Annotated in this window: 15 protein-coding genes; 8 read left to right on the plus strand and 7 right to left on the minus strand. The window is 63.8% G+C overall.

What is annotated here, in order from left to right; all coding sequences use genetic code 11:
- Positions 1-3: 3 nt before the first annotated feature.
- Complete coding sequence (gene hppD / locus NKI85_RS12240; RefSeq protein WP_352525402.1) at positions 4-1,116, minus strand: 4-hydroxyphenylpyruvate dioxygenase; 1,113 nt, start codon at positions 1,114-1,116, stop codon at positions 4-6.
- A 141-nt stretch (positions 1,117-1,257) separates the two neighbouring features.
- Between hppD and NKI85_RS12245 the strand changes: the two genes are divergently transcribed.
- Together NKI85_RS12245 and NKI85_RS12250 are read left to right on the plus strand one after the other, a co-directional pair.
- A complete protein-coding gene (locus NKI85_RS12245) occupies positions 1,258-1,725 on the plus strand; it encodes an Lrp/AsnC family transcriptional regulator (protein ID WP_352525401.1) in 468 nt (155 codons plus the stop codon).
- A gap of 9 nt (positions 1,726-1,734) precedes the next feature.
- A complete protein-coding gene (locus tag NKI85_RS12250) occupies positions 1,735-2,061 on the plus strand; it encodes a hypothetical protein (RefSeq protein ID WP_352525399.1) in 327 nt (108 codons plus the stop codon).
- 35 nt (positions 2,062-2,096) lie between these two features.
- Here the strand turns inward: NKI85_RS12250 and NKI85_RS12255 are convergent, their stop codons facing one another.
- The 4 genes from NKI85_RS12255 to aztA form a co-directional block, all read right to left on the minus strand.
- A complete protein-coding gene (locus tag NKI85_RS12255; RefSeq protein ID WP_352525398.1) occupies positions 2,097-2,435 on the minus strand; it encodes a protein tyrosine phosphatase family protein in 339 nt (112 codons plus the stop codon).
- A 122-nt stretch (positions 2,436-2,557) separates the two neighbouring features.
- Entirely contained in the window at positions 2,558-3,499 is a 942-nt protein-coding gene (aztC, locus tag NKI85_RS12260) for a zinc ABC transporter substrate-binding protein AztC (RefSeq protein ID WP_352525396.1), read from the minus strand.
- 22 nt (positions 3,500-3,521) lie between these two features.
- The gene (aztB, locus tag NKI85_RS12265) at positions 3,522-4,397 is read right to left on the minus strand and encodes a zinc ABC transporter permease AztB (protein WP_352525475.1); all 876 of its coding nucleotides are present in this window, start codon (positions 4,395-4,397) and stop codon (positions 3,522-3,524) included.
- Complete coding sequence (aztA, locus tag NKI85_RS12270) at positions 4,397-5,224, minus strand: zinc ABC transporter ATP-binding protein AztA (RefSeq protein ID WP_352525395.1); 828 nt, start codon at positions 5,222-5,224, stop codon at positions 4,397-4,399. The genes aztB and aztA overlap by 1 nt, the downstream gene beginning before the upstream one ends.
- A 230-nt stretch (positions 5,225-5,454) precedes the next feature.
- Here aztA and NKI85_RS12275 point away from each other — a divergent pair, with 230 nt between their 5' ends.
- The gene (locus tag NKI85_RS12275; protein ID WP_095496140.1) at positions 5,455-5,799 is read left to right on the plus strand and encodes a RidA family protein; all 345 of its coding nucleotides are present in this window, start codon (positions 5,455-5,457) and stop codon (positions 5,797-5,799) included.
- A 169-nt stretch (positions 5,800-5,968) separates the two neighbouring features.
- Here the strand turns inward: NKI85_RS12275 and hutC are convergent, their stop codons facing one another.
- Positions 5,969-6,709, minus strand: coding sequence for a histidine utilization transcriptional repressor HutC (hutC, locus tag NKI85_RS12280; RefSeq protein ID WP_352525393.1), 741 nt, complete (start codon positions 6,707-6,709; stop codon positions 5,969-5,971).
- A 30-nt stretch (positions 6,710-6,739) separates the two neighbouring features.
- The gene (locus NKI85_RS12285; protein ID WP_352525391.1) at positions 6,740-8,095 is read right to left on the minus strand and encodes a formimidoylglutamate deiminase; all 1,356 of its coding nucleotides are present in this window, start codon (positions 8,093-8,095) and stop codon (positions 6,740-6,742) included.
- A 98-nt stretch (positions 8,096-8,193) separates the two neighbouring features.
- Here NKI85_RS12285 and hutI point away from each other — a divergent pair, with 98 nt between their 5' ends.
- From hutI to NKI85_RS12310, 5 genes are all read left to right on the plus strand, one after another.
- Entirely contained in the window at positions 8,194-9,429 is a 1,236-nt protein-coding gene (gene hutI, locus NKI85_RS12290; protein WP_352525474.1) for an imidazolonepropionase, read from the plus strand.
- Positions 9,426-10,961, plus strand: coding sequence for a histidine ammonia-lyase (gene hutH / locus NKI85_RS12295; RefSeq protein ID WP_352525390.1), 1,536 nt, complete (start codon positions 9,426-9,428; stop codon positions 10,959-10,961). Before hutI ends, hutH begins: the two co-directional genes overlap by 4 nt.
- A gap of 454 nt (positions 10,962-11,415) precedes the next feature.
- Positions 11,416-12,234 (plus strand): N-formylglutamate deformylase, encoded by an 819-nt coding sequence (gene hutG / locus NKI85_RS12300; protein ID WP_352525388.1) that lies wholly within the window; start codon positions 11,416-11,418, stop codon positions 12,232-12,234.
- Positions 12,235-12,276: 42 nt separating this feature from the next.
- A complete protein-coding gene (hutU, locus tag NKI85_RS12305; protein ID WP_352525386.1) occupies positions 12,277-13,947 on the plus strand; it encodes a urocanate hydratase in 1,671 nt (556 codons plus the stop codon).
- A gap of 8 nt (positions 13,948-13,955) precedes the next feature.
- The gene (locus NKI85_RS12310; RefSeq protein WP_352776780.1) at positions 13,956-14,543 is read left to right on the plus strand and encodes a HutD/Ves family protein; all 588 of its coding nucleotides are present in this window, start codon (positions 13,956-13,958) and stop codon (positions 14,541-14,543) included.
- Positions 14,544-14,720 lie beyond the last annotated feature (177 nt).

Raw genomic sequence — 14,720 nt, forward strand, 5'->3', positions numbered from 1 at the left:
GGCCTACTCCGCCGCCTGCACCTTCAGCACGCCGCGCTTGATCTGGTCCTGCTCGATCGATTCGAACAAGGCGCGGAAATTGCCCTCGCCAAAACCTTCGTCGCCCTTCCTCTGGATGAATTCGAAGAAGATCGGCCCGATCACGGTTTTCGAAAAAATCTGCAGCAGGATCTTGGTCGTGCCGCCGTCGACCACGCCCTCGCCGTCGATCAGGATGCCGTGCTTTTTCATGCGCTCGATCGGCTCTTCGTGCCCATTCACGCGGGCGAAGGACATGTCGTAATAGGTCTCGGGCGGGCCCGGCATGAACTTCAGCCCGTTGGCGGCCAGCCTGTCGGTGGCGCCGTAGATGTCGTCGGTGCCGACGGCGATGTGCTGGATGCCCTCGCCATTGTACTTCTTCAGATATTCGGCGATCTGGCTGGTCTCGTCCTTGGACTCGTTGAGCGGGATGCGGATCTTGCCGCAAGGCGAGGTGATGGCGCGGCTGACCAGCCCGGTAATCTTGCCGTCGATGTCGAAGAAATGGATCTGCTTGAAGCCGAACAGGTCGCGGTAGAAATCCCACCATTTGTCCATCTGGCCGCGATAGACATTGTGGGTCAGGTGGTCGAGATAATAGAACCCGACGCCTTCCGGCCTGGGGTCGCGCTTGCTGAGCCAGTCAAACTCGGCGTCATAAGCCGAGCCCTTCTCGCCGTAAGTTTCGATGAAATAGAGCAGCGAACCGCCGATACCGACGATCGCCGGCACATCGAGTGTCTTGTCGGCGCCTTCATAAGGGGTCGCGCCCTTGGCAACGGCATGGTCGAACGCGTGCCTGGCATCGACCACCCGCCATGCCATCGAGGCCGCGCAAGGGCCGTGCTTGTCGACGAATTTCATTGCATGCGAACCGGGTTCGGCATTGACGACATAGTTGATGTCGCCCTGCCGCCAGACGGTGATGTTCTTGCTGCGGTGCTTGGCCACCCGCACATAGCCCATGCGGGTGAAAAGCTCGGCGAGCTTTTCCGGCTCGGCATGCGCGAACTCGACGAACTCGAAGCCGTCGGTACCGGCGGGATTGGCTTTGCTGATCTTGGCGGGCGGTGCGTCGTGCGGGAAGGGACCCATGGCATTGCTCCGAAATCTGGCATTGGCCGCGTCGGCCATATCTGAGCCCAATTATAGCGCGGAGCGAGCGCACATTGCTTGCATTCAAACACTTGAAATGATCTGATCATGCGCAAGTTGTGCATAGTGGAGCGGAAATTTATGGATGACGCGCGCATTGATCAGTTTGACCGCAAGATAATGGCTCTGCTGCAAGGTGATGCGCGGCTGACCAACAACGATCTGTCGGAACGGGTGAACCTGTCCGCGTCGCAGTGCTCGCGTCGTCGCCAGCGGCTGGAGGAGGACGGCTATATCAAGGGTTACCGGGCGGTGCTCGACCGCGACAAGCTCGGTTTTTCCCTCGTCAACGTCATCTCGGTGACGCTCGCCACCCACAACCGCGACAATGCGCGGCGTTTCGGCGAGTTGGTAGCGCGACTGCCGCAGGTGCAGGAAGCGCACGCGCTGACCGGCGAGATGGACTACATATTGAAAGTGGTGACGCCCGATCTCAAATCATTGTCGGAGTTCGTCAACGGCGTGCTCCTGCCGCACGAATCGGTGCAGCACGTAAAGACCGCGATCGTGCTGGAGACGCTGAAGGAAACCGGCGCGCTGCCGATTTGAGTTCAAGCCATGACCACCTTTCAGATCGCTGGTTTCATCATTTTTATAGGCGGGATGGTTCCTTACGCCATTGGTAGCTTAATCCACATCGCGCATAATCCGGAGGCCTTGGACCTGAGCTTTCGGGTTAATCCTTGGCCTTCGTGGCCCTATGGCTGGGTCGAACTCACTCATCCGAAGTCGCGCTGGTGGTGTGGCATCGGCTTTCCAACGTGTCTCGCGGGCTTCATCCTGCTGTTGGTCAGCACGATCCCGCTCGGTGATCTCGCCCTATACACCGCTTTGTTTGGAGCCTTCTTCGGCCTGCATGAACTCATAGCAAGGCGACGTCGCTAGCCAGCCGGCTGACGGATTCCAAGACCGGACTTACGTCACCCCTTTTGCTGCTGGATCAGTCCATACAGATTTGTGCAGCGGGCGCCGGAACGGCAATAGGCGAAGACCGGGCCTTCGAGTTCGTCGAGCGCTTCGGCCTGGTCCTCGACATTCTCTGCGGTGATCTGGCCGCTGATGACCGGGATGTAGCGGAAAGCAAGCCCAGCGCCCTCGACCGCCGCCTTGACGGTGTCGGCCGATGGCTGGCCCGGCTGCTCGTCGTCCGGCCGGTTGCAGATCACGCTCTTGAAGCCTGCCGCCTTGATGGTGGCGACATCCTCGGGCTGGATCTGGCCGGAGACCGAATAGTCCTCGCTGATCTGACGATATTCCATAGCTGTGTCCTCGCAATCTGGCTAGCGGCAGTCTTGCCACTCCCGGACCCGGTCGGCAACCGCCATTAGATAGAAATCCGGCCGGGCTATTTCAGCCCGACCGGATGGAGTGACTGGACCGCTCAGCTTCCGAGGATCGCGCCTTTGATCTGGGCGATGTTGTTGTGCATCAGGTCGATATAGGTCGAGGCCGGGCCGTCGGGCCGCGACAGCGCATCGGAATAGAGCGTGCCGCCTACCTTGATGCCGGTCTCGCTGGCGATCTGCTCGATCAGCCGTGGATTGGTGATGTTCTCGACGAAGATCGCAGCCGCCTTGTCCTGCTTTACTTGTCTGACCAGCTTGGCGACGTCGGCGGCCGAGGGCTCCGACTCAGTCGACACTCCTTCCGGGGCCAGGAAGGTCAAGCCGTAGGCCTGCTCGAAATAGCCGAAGGCATCATGCGAGGTGATGACGACGCGCTTCTCTTGCGGAATCGACTGGATTGCGGCCTGCACTTCGCCCTCGAGCGCATCGAGCTTTTGCGTATAGGCGGCTGCATTGGCCTTGTAGCTGTCGCAACCCGCAGCGTCGGCCGTGCAAAAGGCATCGGCGATGTTCTTCACATAGATTTTCGCATTGGCGATCGACTGGAAGGCGTGCGGATCGGTGACCGTCTTGCCGCCACCGGCATCCGCGCCTTCGGCGGCGTCGGCCTCGGCGAATTCGGGTTTGAAATTGATCGGCGTGACCCCCTTGGTCAGCACGGCGACAGTCGCCTTGGTGGCGCTGGCGTCGACCAGGCGCTGCAGAAAACCTTCGAAATGCAGGCCGTTGACCAGCACGATGTCGGCCTTGGCCATCGCCACCGCATCGGCTGGGCTCGGCTCGTAGACATGGGCGTCGCCGTCCGGCCCGACGATGGTGGTCAAATCGATCCGGTCGCCGCCGACGTTTTTGGCGAAATCGGCGATGATCGTGAAGCTGGCGACCACTTTCAACGGCTCTGCGAAGGCCGACGATGCGCTAAAGGCGGTTAATGTTATAACGCTCACGGCCAAAGCGGCGCGGATCGATTTCAGCATGGACAGGTCTCCTTTGTTGGGATCAGGCGGTTCTGTGGCGGTGATGGACGATGCGGGCGCGCAGGATGCCGCGCGTGCCGAACAGGATCGAGGCGAAATAGACGACGCCGGCGGACAGGATAATGGCCGGGCCGGAGGGCAGCGATGCATGGTAGGACAACAACAGCCCGGCTACGCATGAGGCAAAGCCGATCAGCACCGCCAGCACGCACATCGGTTCGACGCGCATGGTCCAGAAACGGGCCGCCGCCGCAGGCAGCATCATCAGCCCGACCGACAGCAATGTGCCGAGCGCCTGGAAGCCGCCGACGAGGTTGAGCACGACGAGGCCGAGAAAAATGAAATGCACCGGGCTGCCCAGCCGGCTGACCGAGCGCAGGAACAGCGGGTCGAGGCATTCGGCGACCAGCGCCCGCCAGAAGATGGCGAGGCTGACCAGCGTCACCACGACGATGCCGCCGATCAGCGTCAGCGCCTCGTTGTTGAGCGCCAGCACGGTGCCGAACAGCACGTGCATGAGATCGACGCTGGAGCCGCGGATCGACACCATCAGCACGCCGATGGCCAGCGAAATCAGATAGAAGGCCGCCATCGAGGCGTCCTCGCGCTGGATCGTGAAGCGCGAGACGGCGCCGGCGCCGAGCGCCACGATGATGCCGGCGATCAGTCCGCCGACGGTCATCGGCAGGATCTCCAGGCCATAGAACAGGAAGCCGGCGGCGGCGCCCGGCAGGATGGCATGGGCCATGGCGTCGCCGGAAAGGCTCATGCGCCGCAGCATCAGGAACACGCCGACCGGGCAGGCGCCGAGCGACAGCATCAGTGAGCCGGCGAGCGCCCGCTGCATGAAGGCGTAGTCGGCGAAAGGGGCGACGAACAGACCGTAAAGCACGTCCATCATGCCGCCCTCGGCCCGGAGCCGTGATGATGGTCGTGGTCATGGGGATGTTCGTGGCCACTGTGCTCGTGCCCACTGTGCCCAAGATCGTGTTCGCCAGGCTCACACCACGGCGCGTTGTCTTCCCAGGCTTCGTGGAAGCGGCGCGCGCGCAACAAATTCTCTGGCCGCAACGTCTCCTTGGTCTCGCCCCAGGCGATCGGCTGGCGTGCCAGAAGCAGTGTTTCGGGGAAATTCTGCCGCACCAGGTCGAGATCGTGGACGACGACCATGATGGTGCGTTCCTCGCCATGCCAGCGCTTGATCAGCGCGATCAGGTCGCCGACCGTCTTCGAGTCGACGGCGTTGAACGGCTCATCGAGCAGGATGAGCTCGGCATCCTGCAACAGCACGCGGGCAAACAGCGTGCGCTGCAGCTGGCCGCCCGACAAGGTGTCGATCGGGCGCTTCTCGAAGCCGCCGAGGCCGACGGCCATCAGCGCCTTGCTGACCGAATCGCGATCTTCCCTGGTGTAGCGGCCGAGCAGCCCGCGCCGTGGCCACAGCCCAAGCGAAACCAGATCGACGACCCGGGCCGGAAAGGAACGGTCGAGCTCGGATTGCTGCGGCAGATAGGCGGCGCGCACGCCGGGCGCCCGGATCACCGCGCCGGCCATCGGCTTCAGAACGCCAACGATGCCCTTCATCAGGGTCGACTTGCCGGAGCCGTTGGCGCCGACTATCGCCGTCAGCGATCCCTTGCGGATCGTGCCGTCGAGGTGATGGATGGCCGGGTGGCTGTTATAGCCGAGCGTCAGGTCGCGGAAGGTCAGGCAGGTTTGGCTCATGTGACGACCCGTTGGAACGATGATCGGTGCGGCGGGGCAGCGGCCGATTCGATATGTGATGTTATTACATTAGTCAACAAGCCAATCGGGCGGAATTGCGACCGGGCCGTCGTCTTGTGTGCTTTGGCTTGGCTCAAGAAGTTCCGCTCGAGCGGCCTTGCCCCCGGCGAACCCGGACCCTAAACAGGCGCAGCCGACAAGAGAAGGCCGGACAAGAGAAGGAATATCCAATGAGCATTCGTCGCATCGATGTAGGCCCGCGCATGAGCCAGATCGTCATCCACGGCAACACCGTCTATCTGGCCGGTCAGGTCGGCGAGCCGGGCGGAAACGTCGGCGCCCAGACCAGGGACATCCTGGCGGCGATCGACGAATTGCTGGCCAAGGCCGGCACCGACAAGACCAAGATCCTGCAGGCGATCATCTGGCTGGCCGACATGAGCACCTTTGCCGAGATGAATGCGGAATGGGACAAATGGGTGCCGCAGGGCCACACGCCGGCTCGCGCCACCGGCGAGGCCAAGCTTGCCGGACCGGAATATCTGGTCGAGATCATCGTCACCGCGGCAATTTGAGAGGCGGCTCCTAACCCTCCCCCTCGAGGGGAGGGTCGGCGAGTAGTCGGAGCGAAGCGGAGACTGCGAGACGGGGTGGGGTCGGCGAGGTTGCACCGCACCCCCCCCCCCCACCAAAAATGCCGCCATGCGGCAATTTGCTCCGCGACCCTCCCCTCGAGGGGGAGGGTTACCCCCTTGACGGCGTGAACCGTGCCACCAGTGTGTGGCTTTCGGCCGCGTAGGTGAAACGGACATGGGTGACGGGGTGCTCGGCGCTCCATGTCCGCCGCTCGATCACCAGGCACGGCGCGCCCGTCCCGATGTCGAGTGCCGCGGCAATGTGCTTTTCGGCGGCAACCGCGCGGATGCGATGCTCGGCGGCACTCCACGGCACGCGGCCGATCAGCCACGGACCGGGCGCGGTGTCGACAAATTCTTCATTGGAAGCTTCGCTCACGGCAGCCAGGTTGATCAGCCGCTGCTCGTGGGCGAACGGCCGCTTGCCGGCGAAATGCCGGCATTCCAGCGCCAGCACCGGCCCGGCGACGTCGAGTTCCAGCAGCGCGCGATCGTCGGCGCTGCTGCGCCTTCTGTTTCGCGCCATGCGCTCATAACGGTATGGCAGGCCAAGCGCCTCGACCTCGATCCGGATGTCGTGGATCTCGAGAACGGCCGCCTGCGATTGCGGCCGGCGGACAAAACTGCCGGAGCGGCGGCGGCGCTCGATCAGCCCGGCCTTGGCCAGCTGCGACAGCGCCTTGTTCACCGTCATGCGCGAACAGCTGTACTCGGCCGTCAGTTGATGCTCGAACGGGATGCGGTGGCCGGGCGCCCAGGCGCCGGACAGGATCCGCTCGCTGATGTCCGACAGAATGCGCTGGTGTAGCGAGAGCGCCTCGCCGCTATCCACTGTCTCGATCATGCCCATGCGCCACTTGCCCGTTGAATGAGGTCCGGCTCATCCGGCCGAAAGTTCAGTCATGACCTTGCGGAAGCGCCCGGCAATGGCATCGCGCTTTGCATGGATGCCGTCGCTGACCAGTTTCCTGCCATGCACCCAGACGCAATCGACTTTGGTGCCGTTGGCAAAAATCCAGGCGTCAAGGATTGCATCACCTGCCTTACCAGCCAGCGATGGATGGTTGTGGTCGAGCGAGACGAAATCGGCTGAGCCACCAGCGGCGATCCGCGAAGCGCCGGCGCCCAGCGCAGCACTGCCACCGTCGAGCGCCGCATCGAACAAAGCGCGGCCGGTCGAGCCGCCGGCAACCGCCATGACATTGCGGGCGCGGTGGGCGAGGCGCTGCGAATATTCGAGCTGGCGCAACTCGTCGGGCAGGCCGATCAGCACGTTGGAATCCGAGCCGATGCCGAAGCGGCCGCCATGCTGCGTAAACAGCGGCGCGGCAAAGGTGCCGTCGCCGAGATTGGCTTCGGTGATCGGGCAGAGGCCGGCAACGGCGCCGCTTTTCGCCATTTGGACCGTCTCGGCTTCGGTCATGTGGGTGGCGTGGATCAGGCACCAGCGCCGGTCGACCTCGGCATTGGCAAGCAGCCATTCGACCGGCCGCGCGCCGGACCAGGCAAGGCAGTCCTCGACCTCCTTCATCTGCTCGGCGACATGGATGTGGATCGGCCCATCCGGCGCAGTCATTGTGACCGCGGCGAGTTCCTCCGGTGTCACGGCCCGCAAGCTGTGCGGGGCGACGCCGACGACGGCCTGCGTCAAGCTGCGAACGGATTCGCGGCTTTTCTCAACAAGCCGCGAGAACTGGTTCACATCGTTGATGAACCGCCGCTGCCCTTCATTCGGGACAGCGCCGCCGAAAGAGGAATGCGCATAGAACACCGGCAGCAGCGTCAGCCCGATGCCGGTATCGGAAGCTGCAGCAACGATGCGCTCCGCCATCTCGGCGATGTCGGCATAGGGCTGGCCGTCACGGTCATGGTGCAGATAGTGAAACTCGCCGACCCGCGAGAACCCTGCCTCCAGCATCTCGACATAGAGTTGGGCTGCAACCGCCTCGACCTGGTCCGGGGTCATCGACAGTGCAAAGCGGTACATCACCTCGCGCCAGCTCCAGAAACTGTCGGCGGAAGGGCCGCGCAATTCGGCAAGGCCTGCCATGCCGCGCTGGAAGGCATGGCTGTGCAGGTTCGGCATGCCGGGCAGCAGGATGGCATGGCGTTCGTCGCCAGGCAGAGGCAAGGTGTTGGCCTCGACCGTTGCGATACGACCGTTGGTGACAACGATGCGCACATGGCTGTGCCAGCCGTCAGGCAAAAGCGACTGTTCCGCAAAGATCGCCGTCACGTTTTTCTCCAAATCCCGGTCTGCCATGCGATGATAGCGCTTGCAGTGCCTTTTGATATGTATATACATAATCACCGCCGATTGAAACGGAAAAGATGATGGCTGGAGAGAGCAAAGGCCGGGCAGGGGAGGTTCGCCTCTGGCGCAATGCGCGCCTCGCGACCATGGTCGAAAACAGCGCCGGACTTGGCATTGTCGAGCACGGTGCAATCGCCGCGCGCGATGGCCGGATCGTCTATGCCGGGTCGGAAGCCGACATGCCGGCAGCGCTCCGCGAGAACGCCGAGCTGATCGACTGCGAAGGCCGCTGGATCACGCCTGGCCTGATCGACTGCCACACCCATCTCATCCACGCCGGCAACCGCGCCAACGAATTCGAGATGCGGCTGGCCGGCGCCACCTATGAGGAGGTCGCCAAGGCCGGCGGCGGCATCGTTTCCTCGGTCACGGCGCTGCGTGCGGCGAGCGAGGCCGAACTGGTCGCGCAGTCGCTGCCGCGCCTCGATGCGCTGATCGCCGAAGGCGTCACCACCATAGAAATAAAGTCGGGCTACGGCCTCGATCTCGAAAACGAGAGGAAATCGCTGCGCGCCGCGCGACGGCTGGGCAGTGAGCGGCCGGTGACGGTCACGACGAGTTTCCTCGGCGCTCATGCGCTGCCGCCCGAAGCAAAGGGTGACAAGGACGCCTTTATCGACCTTGTTGCAAAGGAGATTTTGCCGGCCGTCGCTGCCGAGGGTCTGGCCGATGCCGTCGACGGCTTTTGCGAAGGCATCGCTTTTTGGCCGGAGCAGATCGCACGCGTGTTCGATGCGGCAAAGGCGGCGGGCCTGCCGGTAAAGCTTCATGCAGACCAGCTGTCCAATCTCCAAGGCGCGGAACTTGCGGCGCGCTATGGCGCCCTGTCGGCCGACCATCTCGAATATACCGATGAAGCCGGTGCTGCAGCGATGGCAAGGGCTGGAACCGTGGCGACGATCCTGCCCGGCGCCTATTATTTCATCCGCGAGACCAAGAAGCCGCCGATCGCCCTGTTTCGCCAGCATGGCGTCAGGATGGCGGTCGCCACCGACAACAATCCGGGCACTTCGCCGCTGACCTCGCTGCTGCTGACCATGAATATGGCGGCAACTTTGTTCGGCCTGACGGTCGATGAATGCCTTGCCGGCGTCACTCGCGAAGCCGCCCGCGCGCTCGGCTTGCTTGGGCAGGCCGGCACGCTGGAGGCCGGAAAATCCGCCGATCTGGCGATCTGGGACATCGAGCGCCCGGCCGAGCTCGTCTACCGCATGGGCTTCAATCCGCTGCATGCCCGCATCTGGAGGGGACAATGACCGAACTTAAGCTAACGCCAGGCGATGCGACGCTGGCCGACTGGCGCGCCATCTATCGCGGCGCCGTGCCGAAGCTCGACGATGCCTGCCGCCCAAAGATCAAGGCCAGTGCCGAGGCCGTCGCCAGGATCGTTGCCAAGGGTGAGCCGGTCTATGGCATCAATACCGGTTTCGGCAAGCTGGCCAGTGTCCGCATTCCGGCCGCCGACCTGGAGACGTTGCAGCGAAATATCGTGCTGTCTCATGCCGCCGGCGTGGGCCAGCCGATGCCGGTGGCAATTTGCCGGCTGATGATGGCGCTGAAGCTGGCCAGCCTGGCGCAGGGCGCCTCCGGCGTGCGGCCGCGGACCATCGAACTGCTCGAGGCAATGCTGGCCAACGACGTCATTCCCGTGGTGCCGGCGCAAGGCTCGGTCGGTGCATCCGGCGACCTCGCGCCCCTGTCGCACATGACCGCGGTGATGATCGGCGTCGGCGAATGCTTTACCCCGCATGGCCGCTTCCCGGCCAAGGTCGCCTTTGTCTCGCACGGCCTGGAGCCGGTGACATTGGGCGCCAAGGAAGGCCTGGCGCTGCTCAACGGCACGCAGTTTTCGACCGCCTATGCGCTGGCTGCATTGTTCGAAGCGGAAGTGCTCTATCAGTCGGCGCTGGTCGCCGGGGCGCTGTCGACCGATGCCGCCAAGGGCTCCGACGCGCCTTTCGATCCACGCATCCATCTGCTCAGGAAACATCCCGGCCAGATCGAGACGGCCGAGGCGTTGCGCAATTTGATGGCCGGCAGCGCCATCCGTGAATCGCACCGCGTCGGCGACGAGCGCGTGCAGGATCCATACTGCCTGCGCTGCCAGCCGCAGGTGATGGGCGCCGCGCTCAGCGTGCTGCGTCAGGCCGCCGACACGCTCGGCACCGAGGCCAACGGCGTCACCGACAATCCGCTGATCTTTGCCGAGGACGACACTGCGCTTTCGGGCGGCAATTTCCACGCCGAGCCGGTGGCCTTCGCTGCCGACATGATCGCGCTCGCCGTCTGCGAGATCGGCTCGCTGTCGGAGCGGCGCATTGCCATGCTGGTCGACCCGGCGCTGTCGGGCATGCCGGCCTTTCTGACACCGAAGCCGGGGCTGAATTCAGGCTTCATGATCCCGCAAGTCACGGCGGCAGCGCTCGTCTCGGAAAACAAGCAGAAGGCCTATCCGGCCAGCGTCGATTCGATCCCGACCTCGGCCAACCAGGAAGACCATGTCTCGATGGCGGCGCATGGCGCGCGCCGGCTCATCGGCATGGTCGAGAATGCGACGGCCGTCATCGGCATCGAATTGCTGGCCGCGGCGCAAGGCTGCGATTTCCAAGCACCGCTGGCATCAAGTGCGGCATTGGAGGCGGTGCGCCGGCTGGTCAGGACAGAGGTGCCGCATCTCGACAATGACCGCCATTTCCACCCAGACATGGAGAAGGCCATCGCCATGGTGCGCAGCGGCGCGGCAGTGGAAGCGGCAAGCGCGGTGAAGCTGCCGGGGATTACGTCATGAGACTGTTATCGCTGCGTTACGCCACGATGGGGCGCTGTCCCGCCGATCTCAGCTCGGCAACACCGGAACTTTCAAAGCCGGAAACAAAAAACCCGCCTCGGGGGCGGGTCGTCGGTGTGAATCAGCACCATACTGAAATTAGTAGCATAGCTGCCGGCACAAAGCAAGAACAAAATTCGTCGCAACCGGCAAAAAGATGCGAATTCCCTTTATCGGCTCGCCTTATCCGTATTCCCGGGGTCGGTGCGCAAGGTCGCGTTCCTTCGCGCCCCCCTCTGTCCTGCCGGACATCTCCCCCACGAGGGGGGAGATTGGCCGTCGTCTCGGCTTTCGCCAATCTCCATCGTTGCAGGACCGAGCGAGGCGCCGCAGCTGGCAATCTCCCCCCTCGTGGGGGAGATGCCCGGCAGGGCAGAGGGGAGCGCCGTAGAGCTCCAACGCAGGAGAATCTTCTATGACCGTGCCTTCCTGGCTCACGGTAACGCGTGGCACGGCGCCGCTGCTGGTCTCGATCCCGCATACCGGCATCGATCTGGCCGGCCTCGACAACCGGCTGGTCTCGACCTGGATCGGCCGCCGCGATGCCGACTGGTGGATCGACAAGCTCTATGATTTCGCCGAGAGCCTCGGCGCGACCGTCGTGCATACGGCGATCTCGCGCACCGTCATCGACGTCAACCGCGATCCGTCCGGCGCCTCGCTCTATCCCGGCCAGACAACGACCGGCCTATGCCCGACCGAGACTTTCGACGGCGATCCGCTCTACCGCGAGGGTGAAGAGCCGGGACCGTCGGAGATCGACGAACGCCGCGCAAAATTCTTCGTACCCTATCATGCCGCCCTGCAGGCCGAGATCGACAGGCTGCGCGCCCTGCATGGAAAGATCGTCGTCTACGACTGCCATTCGATCCGCTCGGTGCTGCCGCGCCTGTTCGAAGGCACATTGCCGGTCTTCAATCTCGGCACCAATGACGGCAAGAGCGCCGATCCGACGCTGCAGGAGAAAGTTACGCAGATTCTGGCGTCAACCGACGAGAGCTTCGTGGTCAACGGCCGCTTCAAGGGCGGCTGGATCACGCGCCATTTCGGCCGGCCGCAAAACGGCGTCCACGCGCTGCAGATGGAACTCTCCAACCGTGGCTATCTGCGCGAGCCCGAAGGCAAGGGCGTACCCGACAATTGGCCGGTGCCTTACGACGCCGAATTCGCGACCCCGATCCGCGTCACGCTGAAGAAGATCCTGGAAACCGCGATCGACTGGACCGAGCGCTGATGCGCGCTGCCGCGCACCTCATTCGAAAGGGACAATGACGCCATGACCGATCCTCGCCACAACATTCGTGAAGTGCGCAGCCCGCGCGGCAGCGAGCTCAATGCCCGCACCTGGCTGACGGAAGCGCCGTTGCGCATGCTGATGAACAATCTTGACCCCGACGTCGCCGAAAACCCCAATGAACTAGTCGTTTATGGCGGCATCGGCCGGGCGGCGCGCACCTGGAACGATTTCGATCGCATCGTTGCCTCCCTGAAGACGCTTGGAGACGACGAGACGCTTTTGGTGCAATCCGGCAAGCCGGTCGGCGTGTTCCGCACTCATCCTGATGCGCCGCGCGTGCTGATCGCCAATTCGAACCTCGTGCCACACTGGGCGACATGGGAGAAATTCAACGAGCTCGATAAGAAGGGCCTGATGATGTACGGTCAGATGACGGCCGGCTCGTGGATATACATCGGCACGCAAGGCATCGTGCAGGGCACCTACGAGACCTTCGTCGAGGCCGGCCGCCAGCATTACGGCGGCAATCTCAAGGGCAAATGGATCCTGACCGGCGGCCTCGGCGGCATGGGCGGCGCCCAGCCGCTGGCCGCGGTCATGGCCGGCGCCTGCTGCTTGGCAGTAGAATGCGATCCCGACCGCATCGATTTCCGGCTGCGCACCCGTTATGTCGATGAGCGTGCCGACACGCTCGACGAGGCTCTGGAAAAGATCGGGCGCTGGACCAAAGCCGGCGAGGCAAAATCGGTCGGCCTGGTCGGCAACACCGCCGACATCGTGCCGGAACTGGTGCGGCGCGGCGTGCGCCCCGACATCGTCACCGACCAGACCTCGGCGCATGATCCGCTCAATGGCTATTTGCCCAAGGGCTGGTCGCTGGCCGAATGGCGCGAGAAACGGACGTCCGACCCGAAGGCCGTTGAAAGAGCTGCCCGCGCGTCGATGCGCGAGCATGTCGAGGCGATGGTGGCGTTCTGGAACGCCGGCGTGCCGACGCTCGACTACGGCAACAACATCCGCCAGGTGGCGAAGGAGGAGGGGTTCGAGAACGCCTTTGCCTTCCCGGGCTTCGTGCCGGCCTATATCCGTCCGCTGTTTTGCCGCGGCATCGGCCCGTTCCGCTGGGCAGCACTTTCCGGCGATCCCGAGGATATCTACAAGACCGACGCCAAGGTGCGCGAGCTGACGCCCGGCAATACCCATCTGCACAATTGGCTCGACATGGCGCGTGAGCGTATCGCCTTCCAGGGGCTGCCGGCGCGCATCTGCTGGGTCGGCCTTGGCGACCGCCACCGGCTCGGCCTCGCCTTCAACGAGATGGTCGCCACGGGCGAACTGAAGGCGCCGGTGGTCATCGGTCGCGACCACCTCGATTCCGGCTCGGTCGCCTCGCCGAACCGCGAGACGGAATCGATGAAGGACGGCTCGGATGCCGTCTCCGACTGGCCGCTGCTCAACGCCCTGCTCAACACCGCTTCCGGCGCCACCTGGGTATCGTTGCACCATGGCGGCGGCGTCGGCATGGGCTTCTCGCAGCATGCCGGCATGGTCATCGTCGCCGACGGCACGCGCGAAGCGGCCAAGCGCCTGGAACGGGTCTTGTGGAACGACCCGGCAACCGGCGTCATGCGCCACGCCGATGCCGGCTACGACATCGCGATCGAGTGCGCCAGGGAGAACCAGCTCAACCTGCCCGGCATATTGGGCTGAGCCGCGCCTTGCACATCCTTCGGGCAGCCGAATACCGGTCAATGCCGTGGAAGAATGGCGGCGGGGTGACGACGGAGATTGCCGTTTCGCCGTCAGGCGCCGGACTCGATGATTTCGACTGGCGCGTCTCGATGGCGCGCGTCGAGGACAGCGGGCCGTTCTCCGGCTTTGCCGGCATCGACCGGACCTTGGCCGTGCTGGAAGGCGAGGGCATGGTCCTCGATATCGCCGGCCGGCTGCCGGTCGAAGTCACCAAGGCTTCCGCACCGCTTGCCTTTCCGGCCGACGTGCCGACGCAAGCCACGCTGATCGCCGGTCCGATCACCGATCTTAACGTCATGACCCGCCGCGCCCGGGCGATCCACACGGTCGAGCGCCTTCTGATTTCGGCTCCGACGGAAATCCGGGCTGACGCCGATGCGACGCTCATCCTGTGCGTCGACGGCGGGTTCAGGGTGGCCGGCGCGGCACCCGCGCAACTGGGGCCGCTCGATACATTGTTGCTCGGACCGGAAGCACCGGAACTGCGTCTGGACCCCGTCCGGCCGGCGATGCTGTTCGTGATCCGCATCGACCGCATTGCCGGCAACGATTAACGCCTGTTTCCAAACATGATCGCGATGCCGGCCAAATATCGCGTAAGCTGGTCCCGGCATCACGAAAAAGCCTGAATCTTCCGCCGATCAGAAGCCGAAACGATGCTCGGAGTGCTCGCCTGGAAGTTGTCGAAAGACGACACCTTGTCGTAGTGCGGAAACAAACTTTCGGCCAAG

This window comes from Mesorhizobium sp. M0571 (genome assembly GCF_040320985.1).
Lineage (GTDB): Bacteria > Pseudomonadota > Alphaproteobacteria > Rhizobiales > Rhizobiaceae > Mesorhizobium.